Here is an 18,081-nt window from a genome sequence, read left to right on the forward strand (position 1 = left end):
TAAGAATAGAATGAATGCTAGCATGGCTCAACGGTAGAGCAGCTGACTTGTAATCAGCAGGTTGTAGGTTCGATTCCTATTGCTAGCTCCATATATGGAGGAGTTCCCGAGTGGCCAAAGGGGGCAGACTGTAAATCTGTTACGTAATGTTTCGATGGTTCGAATCCGTCCTCCTCCACCAAAAGACATCTGTAGATGTCTTTTTTATTGATTTTATTTTAAAGTCAATCAGGATCTGTTGACACTGAAAAACTTATGTGGTATTATGATATAAATTTAATATTGATAACTCTTATCAAGAGAGGTGGAGGGAAAAAGGCCCTATGAAACCCGGCAACCGGTGCAATGCACCATGGTGCCAATTCCTGCAGGTTTATTCTGCGAGATAAGAAAGATGGTGAAAACACCTCTTCTTATATATAGAAGGGGTTTTATTTATTTTAAAAAATATTTTCAGGCATTAGAAGGGAGAATTATAATGAAAAGATTATTTACATCAGAATCAGTTACAGAAGGACATCCAGATAAAATTTGTGACCAAATTTCAGATGCTATACTTGATGCTATTTTAGAGCAAGATCCACATGCTAGAGTTGCTTGTGAAACAGCGGTTACTACAGGGATGGTTTTAGTCATGGGAGAGATAACAACTTCTTGTTATGTAGATGTTCCTAAAGTTGTTAGAAGTACTATTGAGGGAATAGGATATACTAGAGCGAAATATGGATTTGATGCCAGTACATGTGCAGTAATTACATCTATTGGTGAACAATCAGCAGATATAGCTATGGGAGTTAACGAGGGACTAGAGTCTAAGAAAGGCACGCAGGATAAGATAGATTCAATAGGTGCTGGAGACCAAGGCATGATGTTTGGATTTGCCACTAATGAGACACCAGAGTACATGCCACTTCCAATTGCTATGGCTCATAGACTTGCAAGAAGATTAAGTGAAGTAAGAAAAGATGGCACACTAGACTATTTAAGACCAGACGGAAAGACACAAGTTACTGTAGAGTATGAAGATAATAAGCCAATAAGAATAGATACTATTGTTATTTCAACTCAACACGGAGAAGAGTCAACTCATGACCAAATTGAAAATGATTTAATAGAACATGTAATAAAACCTACAGTTCCAAGTGAGTTATTAGATGAAAACACTAAATATTATATTAATCCTACAGGTAGATTTGTAATTGGAGGACCGCAAGGAGACTCTGGTTTAACAGGAAGAAAAATAATAGTAGATACTTATGGTGGATACGGAAGACATGGCGGTGGAGCATTTTCTGGTAAAGACCCAACAAAAGTTGATAGATCTGCTGCATATGCTGCAAGATGGGTTGCTAAAAACTTAGTAGCTGCAGGAGTTTCAGATAAATTAGAAATAGAACTCGCTTATGCTATAGGTGTAGCTAAACCGGTATCTATAGAGGTTGACACTTTTGGAACAGGAAAAATTGCAGATAATAAAATTGTTGAAATAATCGAAAAAGTATTTGATTTAAGGCCAGCTGTTATTATAAGAGAATTAGATCTTCAAAGACCTATTTACAAACAGGTAGCAGCTTATGGACATTTTGGTAGAACTGATTTAGACCTATCATGGGAAAGACTAAACAAAGTTGAACAAATAAAAAAATATTTATAGAATAAAAAATATGTATAATGAAAAGAGGGATAACAATTAGTAATTGTTATCCCTCTTTTGCATAATTAATTAAAAAGTTTACTCCAGGCAATTTAAATAATCCTAGAAATATTAAATTTCAACCTATTATATGGATTATTAATTGAAATTTTGATAAAACTTAAGATAGGGGTATTTTAAAGGTAAAAAACCTAAAGTACATATGATATAATAGTAGAAATATAAATAATATTTTTACTAGTATTGCTACTATATAAATTTATAAATAGGGGAGATTTTATGCCAGAAATACAAGGAATCATCGAAGATATAGTATTTCAAAATGAAGAAAATGGGTATATAATTGCTCATTTGAATGATAAAAAAGATATAATAACTGTTGTAGGCATTGTTCCCTACATAAGTGAAGGACAAAATTTAAAATTAACAGGAGAATGGGTTAACCATGCTCAATTTGGAAAGCAATTTAAAATAGCATACTGTGAGGAAGTATTACCAAGTTCTATTGCAGGTATAGAAAAATATTTAGCTTCAGGAGTTATTCAAGGAATTGGACCAGTAACTGCTAAAAAAATTGTAAAGCACTTTGGAGAAAATACAATGAATATACTTGACAATGAAATCCAAAGATTAAATGAGATTGATGGTGTGGGAGAAAAGAAGATTAAATTAATTCTAGAGTCTTATTCTAAGCAAAGAGAAGTAAAAAATATAATGATATTTCTTCAAACCTACGGAGTAACACCTAACCAATGTGTAAAAATTTATAAAAAATATGGAGGAGACTCTATAAAGGTAGTACAGGATAATCCTTATGTGTTAACTGAAACTATCGCTGGAGTAGGATTTAAAATTGCAGATAAGATAGCTCGGAGTTTAGGTATTGACAAAGAGTCGCCTTTTAGAATACAAAGTGGAATTAATTATGTGGTTAATGAATTTTGTGCCATGGGGAATACTTATATGCCTCTGGTCAGGTTACATAGGGAAGCTAAAAATATTCTTGGGGTTTCTCAGGAAGAAATTGAGAAGAATATTTTTGATAATGTAGTGCAGGGAAAATTGAAAGTGGAAAATATTGATGAAGAAGAATGTGTATTCACCATGCCTTTCTACTATTGTGAGTTAAGTATTACTAAAAAAGTTATAAATTTATCTATAGCACAGTATGAAAAATTAGATTTAGACATTGAAGAGGAAATTGAAAAATTTGAAAATGAAAAGGCTATAAGTTTTGCGATATCCCAAAAGGCTGCTATTTGTGGTGCCGCTGAAAATGGTATGGAGGTTATAACTGGAGGTCCTGGTACAGGTAAAACTACTATAATTAATTGTATTATAGAGGTGTTTGAAAAAGCTGGAATGAAAGTATTCATGGCTGCTCCTACTGGCAGGGCCGCTAAAAGAATGACAGAAGCTACTGGCAGGGAAGCTAAAACTATACATAGGTTACTCGAGCTTGGAATGGGTGGCGATGATGGGTCGCAGTTTTTTAGAGGCGAGGAGGCCCCTTTAGATTGTGATGTGCTAATTATTGATGAAGCCTCTATGATAGATATAATGCTTATGAATAGTTTATTAAAAGCTATTAGCATAGGCACTAGACTTATAATTGTGGGTGATGTGGATCAATTGCCATCTGTGGGTCCTGGGAATGTCCTAAGAGACATTATTGATAGTAATTGTGTTAAAGTAGTTAAACTTAAGGAAATTTTTAGGCAAGCACAAGAGAGTATGATTATTGTCAATGCTCATAAAATTAACAATGGTGAAATGCCTATTTTAAATAAAAGGGGTAAAGATTTTTATTTTATTGAAAATGATGAGCCTGACAAAATTTTGGATAGCATAATTACTTTAATTAATACGAGACTACCAAAATTCAACAAAGAGTGGGACAAAATGAAGCATATTCAAATACTCTCACCTATGAGAAAAGGGATACTGGGCATAGAAAATTTAAATGAAAAGCTTCAAGAAATATTGAATCCTAAGTCTAAATATAAAAAAGAAAAAGAATATAGGAATACTATATTTAGAGTAGGAGACAAGGTTATGCAAATTAAAAATAATTATTCTATGAAATGGAATAAAGTGGGTTTAAAGCACGATGAAGATGGCATCGGGATTTTTAATGGGGATGTAGGTTATGTTAATGACATCGATGAAGATAATGAAAATGTCATTGTAGTATTTGATGATGATAAGCGGGTAGAATACGAAGGGGTATTTTTAGATGAACTAACTTTAGCTTATGCTATTACTATACATAAAAGTCAAGGTAGTGAGTTTGAAGTTGTAATTATGCCTATGTTTATGGGGCCGCCACTTTTAATGAACAGAAATTTGCTTTATACAGGAATAACTAGAGCGAAGAACATGGTTGTTTTAGTTGGAAAAACAAAAGCTATCAATTTCATGAAAGATAATAATAGAAGCTTCGAAAGATATTCTGCACTAGGCTGGAGGATAAGACAAATAGTAGATGCAAATCTTAGTCATGATGAAGAGCAGCAGAATTAAATTAAAACAAATATTTAACTGTAAAGGAGATTGTACATGCATTTCTACGCAAATTTAAACCTTAGTAAGGAAAAAGATGAAATTAGCAAAGAAATTTTAAACTGTTCATTAAATGGAAAAAAAAGAATTGATGTAGTATCTATGTTTTACAATTCCTCTGATATATTGCTCGAAACTATAATTGCATACGCTAATGAAAAGAAAAATGTATTGTATATAACTAACGAAGATGCGCGCAAAATTGATATTATTTACACTATAGATAATTTTAGTAATTTAGGTAAATATGTATATGACGATAAAAAAAATTATAGCAGTGTTAATGAATATTTACATATATGCAATTATGAAAGCGCATTAACATTCCAAGAAAAATTTGATGTGGTTATTTATAATGAGATTAGAAGCTTTCCTAAATATAGCAAACAACAAATAAAAAAAATATTATTAAAAATGTGTAGCTTTGATGGCGCTGCAATAGCTTATTCCGTAGAGAATGTTCTAAGCGAAGGTGCCACAATTATGTTTCCGTTAACAAATAATAAAATCCCGATTATAGAGCCTAGAATCATAACTACAAGAATAAATCTTAATACCGACATACCTTTGGTAGTTTATGAATATTTAAATTGGTCAATTATATCTAATAGAAAGGTAATAATTTTTACACCAGATGCGGAAAAAGCTACGGCGCTATACCAGTATCTAAGTAATTTCAAAGAAAAGTTGAGTGAAGATTTATTTTTATATATTAGCAAAAAAAGTGATGCTGATATTCCCATAGTATTTATGAATAGTGATAAGGGGATAATTGTAACTAATGACTTTGAAGAAAGTTACCTAGAATTCCATTCGGTGGATGTTATAGTCTACTTTGCTGATAATATTAAATTTACTCATAAGCAACTATTATATCTATCAAGTAAGGTGGGTAGATATGAAAATATACAAAGGGGAGAGGCGATATTTTTAGCAAACGTTGAAACTACGGAGATGGATAAGGCTAAAAATATAGCTAGAAAATTTAATAAGAAAGCGTGGGAAAAAGGATTATTAAATATATAAAAAATATAATTAATTGTTTATTTGAGCTTATATATTCAGGGGATGAGCATTGTGTGATTTGCAGTGAATATACGTTGGAAAGCGAGGCCCTATGTACTGATTGCAGGAAAAAATTGAGGCCATGTGGAAATAGCTTTTATCTATGCCATAATGAAGAAAAATACCTTGTTTGGTCAGTGTTTTATTATTCAAATATAGTAAAAGAGTTAATTATCCGGCTCAAATATAAAAGCGATTTTATGTGTGGAGAAATTTTAGCTAAGCACATGTTAGAATTTGTAAAAAGTAATAAATTACAGTTTGACTTAATAGCTTATGTACCTATGACTAAAAAATCACAAAAAAGTAGAGGATATAACCAAAGTGAGTTTTTGGCAAATTACTTATCAAGGTTTTTAAATATTCCAGTAATTTGTAATTTAATAAAAACTATGGATACTAAGGATCAAATTGGGCTAAGTGGTGAAGATCGATGGAGTAATATGGAAAAATGTTTTGAAGTTAAAGAAAATAAATTTATGCAAAATAAAAATATTTTAATTGTTGATGATGTTATAACCACTGGGGCTACAGCCTTTCATTGTGCAAGTAAGCTAAAAGAAAGTGGAATTAACAATGTTTGTATATTGACTATAGCCAAAAGTAAGGTATAATATTTATTGTAGTAAGTTAGGTTTGTGGTTGAAAGTCGATGCCAGTCGCAGGCGAAACGATCCACGTAAGTTAAACAAAGTTTAGCGAGCATGGTGCGGCTTAGAGGTTAGTCCTGCCGTCTTAACGGGCGAGAGTGTGAGTAGTGAGAAGGTAATTCTGGGTAGCAAAAGCTCCAGCAGGCGAGTGTGGGGTCAAAGACCAGGTCAACTAACTTAATATATAAAAACTCCTAATATAATATTAGGAGTTTTTATTTTTTATCATATAAAAATATGGAATATATATACTTGTTTGAGTATGTTTTTTTAAAAACTCGTGTAATTCAACTATATCATAAGGTACACGTGTAAACAATGGACAATGTACGTAAGTAAACGGGGGAATAATAAGCAATATTGCGATAACACACTTTAAATTGAATTAATATTATGTAAATTCTGATTTTAATGGTTGCTATTTAGTATTAAAAGTAATAGTATAGAAATACAACTATATAACTAGATTAGTAATCTAGTAGTATATAGATATTAGAAAGGGGCTGGACGGTATGAAAGTTAGAATAATAGGAAAAAACATAGAGATAACAGAGGCCTTAAAAAATATTATGGAAAAGAAAATATCCAGATTTGATAAATATTTTAATCCAGATGTGGAAGCACAGATAACTTTGGGTGTTCATAAGAATAGGCACACTATAGAAGTTACAATTCCATTTAATGAAGTTGTTTTAAGAGCAGAAGAGCAAAATGAAGATATGTATACTTCACTAGATCTTGTTGTTGATAAATTAGAAGGACAAATTAGAAAACATAAAACAAAATTAGAAAAAAGAAATCGTGGGACTTCTCTTAAATTTAAGGGAATACCATTATATACAAATAATAATGAAGAAGATATGGATCCTAAAATAGTAAAGACAAAGAAATTTGCATTCAAGCCTATGTCAGCAGAGGAAGCAGTTCTTCAAATGGAGCTTGTTGGTCATAGCTTTTTCGTATATATGAGTGATGAAACATCAGAAGTTCACGTAGTATATAAAAGAAAAGATGGGAATTATGGATTAATAGAGCCAGAATTTTAAGAATTAACAAAAGGACTAAAGTAATCTTATCTTTACTTTAGTCTTTTTTTAACTTTAAAAAATATGATAGCTTTTCAAAATCACTTATTACAAGGTCCGCATCATTTGGGGAGTTAAGATAGTCATTTAAAGAGGTTCTATTATTTAGAGTCAGAATAAGAGTGCAACCAATTCTTTGATATTGCATATAATCATCTCTAAGAATATCTGTAAAAACTATAGTGTGCTTGGGGGGAATATTAATTTGCTTGAATAAAAGAGCCGAAGCATATATGGGAGACTTGTCGGGTATAATTAATCTATTTTTATTATTAGTAGCGATTTCTCGTATACCACATTCTTTAAAACAATTACTACAATCTAAGGACCTATTATAAGCACATAAATTAGAGGATATAACTATAGAAACTTTATGGGTTTGAATGAATTCTAAATTTTCATTAGTTATGTTTGTAGTTGATATTAAAATTGCGCTTGGGTTTTTATGTTTGATTGGTATATTTAAAGAAAAAAAGTCATTAAAATCTAAAGACGTAGTAATGGGATATATTGAAAAGTTTTTGTATAAATCTTTGCAATATTGGAGAAGTAGATAGGTAGGGGTAAATATATTATTAAAATTTGAGGTCACACCATGATGTGATAATAAATCAAAAATTTCTTTTCTACTAATGGAACAATTAGTGGAAAAAAAATAGCATATATTAGAGGGGTAATTGTTTATGAAGGTTTTTAAGTTTTTATCAATCGTATTATTTATCAAAACTATTTCCTCGAGGTAAAAGATAAAAAAAGGTGAATCAGTAAACAATTATATCACTCCATATTTTATATTTTAAAAGAATTTATTATTAGGTAAATTACATTACAATAATGGTTTAATTTTATTATACATAAAACTTGTATTCTACACAATATGACAATAGAAGATTATTAATAATTAACTATGTAAATAACAAATCATATAAGTTGAATACGAGCAAATTAAGTGGTATAATTTAGATTGTATATTTAGGAATTATTAATAGGAATTATTAAAATGAATAGTGAGGATGAAAATTATGAAATTTTTTGATAAGTTATTTGGTACATATAGTGATAGAGAAATAAAAAGAATAATTTCAACTGTAGATAAGATAGAGGAACTAGATCCAAAAATGACTAGTTTAAGTGATGAGGATCTTAAAGCAAAAACAGAAGAATTTAAGACTAGGCTAAATAATGGAGAGACTTTAGATGATATATTACCTGAAGCCTTTGCAGTAGTTAGAGAAGCTTCATGGAGAGTTCTTAGCAAGAAGCATTTTAGAGTACAACTAATTGGGGGTATAATTCTACATCAAGGAAGAATAACTGAAATGAAAACTGGTGAAGGAAAGACCTTAGTGGCTACGCTTCCATCATATTTGAATGCACTAACAGAAAAAGGCGTTCACATAGTTACAGTTAATGACTATCTTGCGAAAAGAGATAGAGATGAGATGGGACAAATACACGAATTCTTAGGTCTTTCTGTAGGTGTAATTATTCATGATTTAGACCAAACTCAAAGACAAGAGGCCTATAATTCAGATATAACCTACGGAACAAATAATGAATTTGGATTCGATTATTTAAGAGATAATATGGTTGTTTATAAAGAAGAAAGGGTTCAAAGAAAATTAAACTTTGTAGTCGTGGATGAGGTTGACTCCATATTAATAGATGAAGCTAGGACACCACTTATAATATCTGGAGAAGGAGAAAAATCTACAGATTTTTATAAAGTAGCAGATTATTTTGTTAAGGGACTAGTGAAAGAAGAAGATTACACTATAGATGAAAAAGCTAGTGCTGCTATAATGTCTGATGTTGGTATAGATAAAGCAGAAAAGTATTTCCACTTAGAAAATTATGCTGATGCAGAAAATATGACTGTACAGCACCATGTAGTTCAAGCTTTAAAAGCAAACTATATCATGAGAAAAGATAAAGATTATATGGATAAAGATGGAGAAGTTATCATAGTAGATGAATTTACTGGAAGACTTATGGAAGGTAGAAGATATAGTGATGGACTTCACCAAGCTATTGAAGCAAAAGAGGGCGTAAAAATTGAAAAAGAATCAAAAACTCTTGCCACTATTACATTCCAAAATTATTTCAGAATGTATAATAAATTATCAGGTATGACTGGTACCGCACTTACTGAAGAAAATGAATTTAGAGAAATATATGGACTGGACGTATTAGTAATCCCTACTAATATGCCACTCACAAGAGTTGATAATGCGGATTTAGTTTATAAAACTGTAAAGGGGAAATATAAAGCTATAGTAGATGAAATAGTTGAAACCTATAAGGCTAAGCAACCTGTCCTTGTAGGTACTGTTAGTATAGAAAAATCAGAATTATTATCTGAGATGCTTAAAAGAAGAGGAATTCCTCATCAAGTACTTAATGCTAAATATCATGAAAGAGAAGCGGATATAATATCTCATGCAGGGGCACTTGGCATGGTTACTATAGCAACTAACATGGCTGGCCGTGGTACGGATATTAAGCTTGAAGAGGGCGTTGTTGAAGCTGGAGGACTCAAGATAATTGGAACTGAAAGACATGAATCTAGGCGTATCGATAATCAGCTTAGAGGACGTTCTGGTCGTCAAGGGGATATAGGAAGCTCAAGATTTTATATATCACTGGAAGATGATTTAATGAGAATATTTGGTTCTGAAAGGCTTCAAGGAGTAGTAGAAAAATTAGGCTTAACTGATGAGGATGCTATTGAGAGTAAAATGGTAAGTGGAGCTATAGAAAGTGCTCAAAAGAAAGTTGAAGGAAATAACTTTGATATAAGAAAAAATGTTGTTCAATATGATGATGTAATGAATCAACAGAGAGAAATAATATATAGACAAAGAACGGAAGTTCTTCAAGGAGAAAACATAAAAGATCAAGTTGAAGAAATGATAAAAGATGTTATTTTCTCTGCAGTTGCAGCTCATATTACTGGCATAGAGGAAAGTTTCGATGAGGAATTAGTAAAATTAATTGGTTTCCTTGAAACAATATTTCTTCCTAAGGGTATTGTTTCAATAGAAGAATTAGCTAAAACATCTAATGATGAAATTAAGACTACTCTTTTAGATATAGCTGAGAAAATGTATGCTCAGAAAGAAGAGCATTTTGGTGAGGAACAAATGAGAGAAGTTGAAAGAGTTATTCTTCTAAGGGTTGTAGATAGTAAATGGATGGATCATATTGATGATATGGAACATTTAAAACAAGGTATTGGACTAAGAGCTTATAAGCAACAGGATCCATCACAAGCCTACCAAATGGAAGGTAGTGATATGTTTGCTGAAATGATTGACAACATAAAGACAGAAACAGTTAAATACTTATTCCACGTGCAAATAGAAAAAGCACCTGAAAGAGAAATGGTTGCCAAGATTACATCAACAAATCATGATGATTCCGTTAAAAAAGAGCCAACTAAAAAAGAAACTAAACCAGGGAGAAATGATGACTGTTCTTGTGGGTCAGGTAAGAAATACAAAAACTGTTGCGGCAGGGGATAACAATTAATAATTGTTATCTGTTCCAGAGAACGACAAAGGGGTCAACAATTAATAATTTCGTAAAACAGAATAAAGGATAGTAATAGTTGAAAATTGACAGATGACAGTTAACAGTTAATAAAATTTTTCCTAGTGGAGAAATAAAACCTAAACTGTTCACTGTCAATTTTTAATGTTGAAGACATTTTAACTTCGAATAAGATGAACAGCTGTGCAGGTGATGATTAAATTAAAAAAGGGGTGCAATAAATGATAGTACAATTGGAAGAATTAACAAGTGAATTAAATGTAGTAAAAGTTAACGTAGAAGAAATTAGGGTGTCTCTTTGACGTAGCAACACTAGAAAAAGAGTTAAAAGAGTTTGAATTTAAAATGCAGGAAACTAGTTTTTGGGACGACACTGACCTAGCACAAGAAATTGCGCAGAAAGCTAAGGGGATTAAAGATAGGATTGATAGATTTAATCTAGTAGGTAGTAGGCTAGAGGATTTATATGTGCTCATTGAACTAAGTGAAGAGGAGGAAGATTATTCCTCATTAGCAGAAATAAAAAGCGAGTTAAGAGATTTAGCTCATGATACTGATAGGTTTAGGATAGAAATTTTACTATCTGGAAAATATGATATAAATAATGCTATTTTAACCCTTCACAATGGTGCAGGTGGAAATGATGCTCAAGATTGGACAGAAATGCTTTATAGGATGTACTCAAGATGGTGTGAAAAGAAGGGCTATAAAATCGAAGTTTTAGATTATCAGCCCTCTGATGAGGCAGGCATTAAAGCAGTTACATTAAAAATAACTGGTGAATTTGCCTATGGATATTTAAAAGCTGAGAAGGGTGTTCACAGGCTTGTAAGAATTTCACCGTATAATGCAAATGGTAAAAGGCAAACTTCCTTTGCGTCATGTGAAGTTCTTCCAGAGCTAACTGAAAGCCAAGATATTGATATAAGACCTGATGACCTTCGGATAGACACTTTTAGGTCAGGTGGTGCTGGAGGTCAACATGTAAATAAAACGGAGTCAGCTATAAGGATTACACATATACCTACGGGCATAGTAGTTCAGTGTCAGAATGAAAGAAGCCAGCATAGCAATAAACAAACTGCAATGAAGATGCTTATGGCAAAACTTTTAGATTTAAAGGAAAGGGCTCATAAGGATAGAATTGAAGACTTAACTGGGGATCTAAAAGATAATGGCTGGGGAAGCCAAATTAGGTCTTATGTATTTCATCCATATAATTTGGTTAAGGACCATAGAACTAATACAGAAATGGGAAATGTAGATGCAGTTATGGACGGAGATATTGATATTTTCATAGAGGAATACCTTAGGATGAATAATAAATAGAGGCAATTAATAAAAATTATTAAGTTGAGGTGAATTATGATGTCACTAATATTTCAATATGGCCAAATTGTTTTAAGTTGTGTAAGTGTTTATATTTTTATTGTTGTTGCTATAAGATTTTTTGGTAAAAATGAATTAGCTCAATTATCTGTAATTGATTTAGTTTTTATTTTGCTTATAAGTAATGCTGTTCAAAATGCGATGGTGGGTACTGATTCTTCACTCGGAGGGGGACTGGTAGCAGCAACTTCATTATTTGTTGTAAATTACTTATTTAAACGCATAATGTATCGCTTTCCTAAATTAAATAAGTTAATACAAGGAGAACCCTTACTCTTAATTTATAATGGTGAAATCAACATGAAAAATGTAAATAAATCTAAGATATCTATGGATGAGATTATGGAAGCAATTAGAGAACATGGAGTAGCAAAGGTAGAACAGGTAGATTTAGCAATATTAGAAGTAGACGGAAATATAAGCGTAATGTCTCAAGAGTTTAAACATAGAACTACCAAGAAGAAAAAAGCACACAAAGCAATTACAAAAAATATATAAAAAAATAATGGATTAAAATAATCAAAGTGGCTACAAAATATTGTAGCCACTTTGATTATTTTACATTTGTTTTGTTATAACTTGCACAGCTATGCTGACAATTGCAACTGTAAACCACACTAGAAGACCAAGAAAGATAGGTTTAACACCATTTTTCATCATCTTTTTAAAGTCTGAACACAGTCCAATTGCTGAAAGCGCCATTACTATCATAAATTTTCCTAAAGTATTTATGTATGAAATGCTGTTTCCTTTAAATAGTCCCAAAGTATTTAATAGTGAAGCTACTAAAAACCATAATATAAACCAAGGGAATATTTTTTTAAAACTAAAGTTAACAGTTGTATCCACCTTTGATTCTTTCTTCTTTTTTATAGCAACCACAATACTAAATATAATTGAAATGGGTATAATTAAAGTAGCTCTTGTAAGTTTAACTATGGTAGCATAGGTCCCTGCCGCATTACTGAAAGCATAACCCGCAGCCACTACAGAAGAAGTGTCATTAATAGCAGTACCAGCCCAAAGTCCAAAGGCTTTATCAGAAAAATGAAGTAAATGGCCAATGGGTGGGAAAATAAGAACTGCAATAATATTAAATAAGAATATGGTAGAAATTGAGTAAGCTATCTCCATTTCATCAGCTTCTATTATAGGAGCAATTGCAGCAATGGCTGATCCTCCGCATATAGCAGTACCAACGCCAATTAAGGCTTTTAGCTTTGAGGGAATGCCTAGCAATTTTCCAAAGCCATAAGCTGATATAAAGGCTGCTAATAAGGTAAAAATCGTAACGGATAATGAATCTATGCCTGTTTGTAACACCGTAGTTAAACTTAATCCAGCACCAAGCACAATTATTGACCATTGAAGTATTTTTTTAGAAGTAAATGCTATTCCTTTTAAAGTGTTTTCAGGCTTTCCAAATAAATTGTTTATAATAATTCCTATAATAATACCAAATACAGGGCCACCAACTATTGGTAAAACACTTCCTAGCCAGGTGGCAATAAGTGCAATAACAAATGCAAACAGTATTCCTTTAATATTTTCTTTAAACCAATTCATAATAACGTCTCCTCATCTTTTATCCTTGTCACTTACTAATAATAATACCAGTTTAAACTAAAATCAAATTATTAATACTTATACAAGTATTAGCTGAGCTTATATGTTATTATAAGATATAAATATTTATTATGATTGGAGGGGGAAATTTGCTAGATACTAGGCTTACGACATTCATAACCCTTGCTAGAACTAAAAGCTTTACAAAGTCGGCAGCAGTATTAAATATAACTCAACCAGCTGTATCGCAACATGTAAAATTTTTAGAGGATAAATATGAAGCTACTCTTATTGCAAAACAGGGCAAGGGCCTTAATTTAACCCAGGAGGGTCTAATCTTATTAAAATATGCTGAGGAAATAGACGCTCTATATAAAGCTTTAGAAATGAAACTAAAGAACAGTGGATCAATTGCGAAAACATATAATATAGGTGCAAGTATGACCATTGGTGGCTATGTTTTACCATATTTATTAGGGAAGCATAAGAAATTGCATGAAAACATAGATATTTTACTTCAAGTGAATAATACAGAAGAAATATTAGAAAAGCTAGTAAATGGAAAGCTTGATTTTGTAATGATTGAAGGGCTATTTGATAAAAATAAATTTAAGTTTAAAAAATTTAAAGACGATGAGGTAGTTTTAGCTGTTTCTAAAGAGCATGCTTTTGCAAAAACAAAGGAAGTTAATGTAGAAGATGTAATTAATGGTAATCTTATATTGAGAGAAAAGGGATCAGGAACCAGAGATATATTTGAAAATAGTCTTATTGAACTTGGTTATGATGTAAATGATTTAAAAATTTACATGGAAATAGGAAGTATTAGTGCAATTAAATCTTTAGTTGAGTTAAATCTAGGTTATACAATTATATCAAGAGAAACTATAAGGAAAGAGCTTGAAATTGGAACAATAAAAGAAGTTGCCATTAAGGGCTTACGTATAAACAGAGAATTTAATTTTGTTTATCTGTATGAAGAGAAGTTTATAGAGGAGTTTATGGATTTTTGTTTTAATTGCCAATATTCACTTCTACAGGATTAGTATTAGACTTTTTATTAGATTTAAAACGGATTAATAGTAAATTTGTTATAGGAACCATATATATATAAAACAAATACGGCATGCAGGATGCATTGGCGCCTAAAATAATAAGTGGAGCAAGTAAAGCGATGTTCCAAGGAATTAAAGCAGAAATCATTATTGCTGTATTTTCTAAATCAATAGCTAAAAAAGAGTTATCTAGTTCATTTTTTTCATAAGCCTTTTTATCCAGCATATGGGTTAGCATAACGGCGAAGACTTGACTGCAACCCACCGCAGCGGTGAATACGCTTATAATGGTTACGTTTAGAAAAACTTCATACCTAGAATCTGCCTTCAAAGTTATAGCTTCAACTTTATTTAGCAGTTTACTTCCTTCTATTACCCCTGCAAATGCAGAGCCAACAAATATAACAAGGGTTGTTTTGAGCATAGAAATAATTCCTCCGCCTTTTAAAATTGCATAGAGGGGACTTGATTTATCCATACTGAATCCAAATATAATGAACTTTATACAGTTTACTAGTGATTCCTGTTGTATAAAGGTGCTAAGTAGAAAAGCTGTGATTATACTTACAAGCATAGATGTTTTAACATTTATCTTAAGCGCTGAGAAAATGAGTATTACCAAAGCAGGAAGCAAAACAATTATATTTACATTGAAGGCCTTAACTATTTCATTATTTAGTCCATTTGCAGAGATATGTAGTGGGTATATTCTTGACACTATAGCGTAGAAAATAATGGAAATAATAAAGGGTACTACGGAGGTTTTAAACATATTTTTTATATTGCTATAAATATTTGTTCCTGTAAGATAGGCAACAAGGCTTGCGCTAGAAGACATAGGGGAACATCTATCACCAAAATATGCACCAGCAATGATTGCTCCAGCGGTGGCAGCTAGGTTTACATCACCACCTTTTGCAACAACCATAAGGGCTATTCCTATTGTACCGGTAGTTCCTATAGATGTGCCTATTAAAAAAGATACAAAACAGCTAGTTAGGAATGCAGACAAAATGAAAACATTGGGTTTTAATAGCTGTATACCATAATAAACTAATGCAGGGACAGTACCGGAGGTCATCCATATAGATGTAATAGCACCAATAAGAATAAAAATCTTTATAACAATAAAAGATTTTTTGCCTCCGTTAAAAGCCATGAAAAGCACTTGATTTAGTGAATTTCCTCGTCTAATCGCCACTATAATAAAGAGGATTAGCCCTGCTATTAATGGATATGCAAGAAATATGCCTTTAAAAACGCTGAAAAGTAAAAGAACAAATGTAACAATAAAAGCTATAATTAAATCCAAAATTAACACCTACTTTAAAAAGATTTTAGTTTTCTTTGTGAGAGCATTAATGTAAAAGCATTTATTATTCATAAAATAGACTAAAGTTTTATACATCTTTTCACCTACAAACATAATTATTAATAAAAGGTATTAATAGAATGAATGCTATAATAATATTAACTTTTATTAATATTATTATAGCAAAAAGAATAAAAGCATTCAATAATAGTGAATTTTATATTGAAGGTGTAAAAATAAGAGAAAGTGATGTGCTTTTTATATGTCGTTTAGCTAACATTCTTGCATATAAAAGATTTAATTGTTTTGAAAAAAGTGAAAGTAGAAAGATATTACAAGAAATTTAATTATATTAAAGAGGAATTGTATACTATTATGTAGAAGAAAGAGAAAGGAAGAAAGTTGCTTTTTACATTAAAATATTAGATTTATTTAAAAGTAATTTATAAAAACAAAATATACTATAGGAGGATTAATAATGAAAAGAAAAACAGCAGGGTTTAGCTTACTATTTTTTTTGATTTCTATAACAATCTTTAATATGTTATTTTTGAATTTAGCATCCAGATCCTTTAAAACAGTGCTTTCTCAGGCGAATATACCAGCTAAGGAATTGGAAATTGTTTCTTTAGGTATAAATAGTATTTATGCAAAATATAATATTGGACTTAGTCTGATTTTTACTATGGTGATATTTTGCATTATTTTAACAATAATTCGAAATATGACTCATTCAATGAAAACTATAGATGAACAAACAAAAAAATTAGCGGAAGGACAATTTACCGTTAGAGTTAAAGCAGAGGGCATAGGTGAAACCATTGCTACAAATGTTAATGAAATAGTGAAAAATATAAGAAAGGTGTTGTGTGAAGTTATGGAAGTCTCACAGACAAATAGAAACCTGGCAGACACACTTCACAATAGTGCAGAACAAACAGAGACAACAGCCAGTGAAATATCTAATGCCATTGTAGAGGTAGCAGTCGGCGCAACCACTCAAGCAGAAGCTTCGATCTCCACAAAAGAAAATACGGAGCAGATGTGGAAAAATGCAGATAAGATTGCTAAGTTTGCAGAAAATGCAAAAGACATTGCAAAAAATATGATTTTAGCAATCCAGATCAATACTGAAATGTTCGCCAAATTTACTAGTAAAATGGAAGACACGGCCTTATCTAATTCTAAACTAGCTAATACAATTCAAACATTGCAAGATGAGATTCATAAAATTAATTCTATTATTCAGGTTGTTACAGATATTAGTGAAAGAACAAACTTACTTGCACTAAATGCTGCAATAGAAGCGGCCAGAGCAGGAGAGCAAGGTAGAGGGTTTGCAGTGGTGGCTGATGAAGTCCGAAAACTTGCTGAGCAATCCTCAAGTTCAGTAGGGGACATTGGGAAAATAACCACAAATATTATCGAAAAAATTTCTGAAATAAGTTTAGAAGCTAAGGAAGAAGTAAAAAAGATTGCAGAAAATGTTGGATTTGTAGAAGGAGTAAAAGAGTCTTTTAGCAAGGTAATTGATTCAACGAAATCAACTTATGATGCCGTAGATGAAATTTCTATTTTAGCGGTAGAAACTGCGAGTGAGGCAGAAAATGTAAATGAACTTATGGATAAAATAAGCTCAATAACCCAGCAGTCATTGGCAATTACTGAGGAGGTCTCAGCAGCGGCGCAAGAACAAACGGCAACAATGCATAATATGTCCGTTATAGTAGAGAAAATGAACAGGACTGCAGATGAAATTGACGGTCAATTAAAGAATTTTACAAATAAGATTATACTAGGAGAAAAAGAGAATAATATTATAAAAGAAGGACTAGAAATATTGAAGTCAATTGCAATAGAATTAGGTTCAAATGGGTATTCAATAGAGCGTACTTCTGATCTACTAAAACAAAGAAAAAACTCACATATGCAATTTGAATATATTGGAGTTATAGATATAGATGGAAATATGAAATTTGCAACAGAGGCTATAATTACTGGAAGCAATAATTATTCCTTTAGGCCATATTTTAGAGAAGCTGTAGAAGGAAAAGAATTTAGCAGTGAACCATATATATCTAATGTCTCTTATAATTATTGTATTGCTATTTCTGTACCTTTTAAAGAAAGCAATGGTAAAATAAATGGAGTTGTAATGGCTGATATTTGTATAGGAAATTAAGAAAATAAA

At 31.5% G+C, this 18,081-nt stretch carries 14 protein-coding genes, 2 tRNA genes and 1 riboswitch; of the genes, 14 read left to right on the plus strand and 2 right to left on the minus strand.

Annotation, left to right across the window (positions count from 1 at the left end):
- The first annotated feature begins 16 nt into the window (after window positions 1–16).
- The 11 genes from G9F72_RS01745 to G9F72_RS01795 all read left to right on the plus strand — a co-directional run bounded on the left by G9F72_RS01745 (window position 17) and on the right by G9F72_RS01795 (window position 12,455).
- Window positions 17–91: transfer RNA gene (locus G9F72_RS01745), tRNA-Thr, on the plus strand.
- Between the two features lie 5 nt (window positions 92–96).
- Window positions 97–181: transfer RNA gene (locus G9F72_RS01750), tRNA-Tyr, on the plus strand.
- Window positions 182–289: 108 nt separating this feature from the next.
- Window positions 290–392, plus strand: a riboswitch (SAM riboswitch).
- Between the two features lie 86 nt (window positions 393–478).
- Complete coding sequence (gene metK, locus G9F72_RS01755) at window positions 479–1,654, plus strand: methionine adenosyltransferase (RefSeq protein WP_164956897.1); 1,176 nt, start codon at window positions 479–481, stop codon at window positions 1,652–1,654.
- 279 nt (window positions 1,655–1,933) lie between these two features.
- A complete protein-coding gene (locus G9F72_RS01760) occupies window positions 1,934–4,177 on the plus strand; it encodes an ATP-dependent RecD-like DNA helicase (RefSeq protein WP_164956896.1) in 2,244 nt (747 codons plus the stop codon).
- A 36-nt stretch (window positions 4,178–4,213) separates the two neighbouring features.
- The gene (locus tag G9F72_RS01765) at window positions 4,214–5,242 is read left to right on the plus strand and encodes a hypothetical protein (RefSeq protein WP_164956895.1); all 1,029 of its coding nucleotides are present in this window, start codon (window positions 4,214–4,216) and stop codon (window positions 5,240–5,242) included.
- Window positions 5,243–5,295: 53 nt separating this feature from the next.
- Window positions 5,296–5,895 carry a ComF family protein gene (locus G9F72_RS01770; protein WP_164956894.1) on the plus strand — a complete coding sequence of 200 codons (600 nt, stop codon included), beginning with the start codon at window positions 5,296–5,298 and terminating at the stop codon, window positions 5,893–5,895.
- 548 nt (window positions 5,896–6,443) lie between these two features.
- The gene (gene hpf / locus G9F72_RS01775; RefSeq protein ID WP_164956893.1) at window positions 6,444–6,977 is read left to right on the plus strand and encodes a ribosome hibernation-promoting factor, HPF/YfiA family; all 534 of its coding nucleotides are present in this window, start codon (window positions 6,444–6,446) and stop codon (window positions 6,975–6,977) included.
- A 422-nt stretch (window positions 6,978–7,399) separates the two neighbouring features.
- Window positions 7,400–7,573: a hypothetical protein gene (locus tag G9F72_RS01780; protein ID WP_224675918.1), complete on the plus strand. Its 174-nt coding sequence runs from the start codon at window positions 7,400–7,402 to the stop codon at window positions 7,571–7,573.
- 465 nt (window positions 7,574–8,038) lie between these two features.
- Window positions 8,039–10,540 carry a preprotein translocase subunit SecA gene (gene secA / locus G9F72_RS01785; RefSeq protein ID WP_164956891.1) on the plus strand — a complete coding sequence of 834 codons (2,502 nt, stop codon included), beginning with the start codon at window positions 8,039–8,041 and terminating at the stop codon, window positions 10,538–10,540.
- Between the two features lie 249 nt (window positions 10,541–10,789).
- A protein-coding gene (prfB, locus tag G9F72_RS01790; protein WP_187356051.1) for a peptide chain release factor 2 occupies window positions 10,790–11,897 on the plus strand; the annotation gives its coding sequence in 2 pieces (ribosomal slippage) (window positions 10,790–10,867 and window positions 10,869–11,897; 1,107 coding nt in all).
- A 36-nt stretch (window positions 11,898–11,933) separates the two neighbouring features.
- On the plus strand, window positions 11,934–12,455 hold the full coding sequence (locus G9F72_RS01795) for a DUF421 domain-containing protein (protein ID WP_202054843.1): 522 nt from the start codon (window positions 11,934–11,936) through the stop codon (window positions 12,453–12,455).
- A gap of 60 nt (window positions 12,456–12,515) precedes the next feature.
- On the opposite strand, the gene G9F72_RS01800 is transcribed toward G9F72_RS01795, so the two are convergent.
- A complete protein-coding gene (locus G9F72_RS01800; RefSeq protein ID WP_164956890.1) occupies window positions 12,516–13,523 on the minus strand; it encodes a YeiH family protein in 1,008 nt (335 codons plus the stop codon).
- A gap of 149 nt (window positions 13,524–13,672) precedes the next feature.
- Here G9F72_RS01800 and G9F72_RS01805 point away from each other — a divergent pair, with 149 nt between their 5' ends.
- The gene (locus G9F72_RS01805; RefSeq protein WP_164956889.1) at window positions 13,673–14,569 is read left to right on the plus strand and encodes a LysR family transcriptional regulator; all 897 of its coding nucleotides are present in this window, start codon (window positions 13,673–13,675) and stop codon (window positions 14,567–14,569) included.
- On the opposite strand, the gene G9F72_RS01810 is transcribed toward G9F72_RS01805, so the two are convergent.
- Window positions 14,538–15,890, minus strand: a complete 1,353-nt coding sequence (locus tag G9F72_RS01810; protein WP_164956888.1) for a Na+/H+ antiporter NhaC family protein — start codon at window positions 15,888–15,890, stop codon at window positions 14,538–14,540. The two genes, G9F72_RS01805 and G9F72_RS01810, sit on opposite strands and share 32 nt — an antisense overlap.
- Before the next feature lie 140 nt (window positions 15,891–16,030).
- Between G9F72_RS01810 and G9F72_RS01815 the strand changes: the two genes are divergently transcribed.
- Window positions 16,031–16,237 (plus strand): hypothetical protein, encoded by a 207-nt coding sequence (locus G9F72_RS01815; protein ID WP_164956887.1) that lies wholly within the window; start codon window positions 16,031–16,033, stop codon window positions 16,235–16,237.
- A 131-nt stretch (window positions 16,238–16,368) separates the two neighbouring features.
- Complete coding sequence (locus G9F72_RS01820; protein WP_164956886.1) at window positions 16,369–18,072, plus strand: methyl-accepting chemotaxis protein; 1,704 nt, start codon at window positions 16,369–16,371, stop codon at window positions 18,070–18,072.
- Window positions 18,073–18,081: the final 9 nt, after the last annotated feature.

The organism is Clostridium estertheticum (assembly GCF_011065935.2).
GTDB classification, from domain to species: Bacteria; Bacillota; Clostridia; order Clostridiales; family Clostridiaceae; genus Clostridium_AD; species Clostridium_AD estertheticum_A.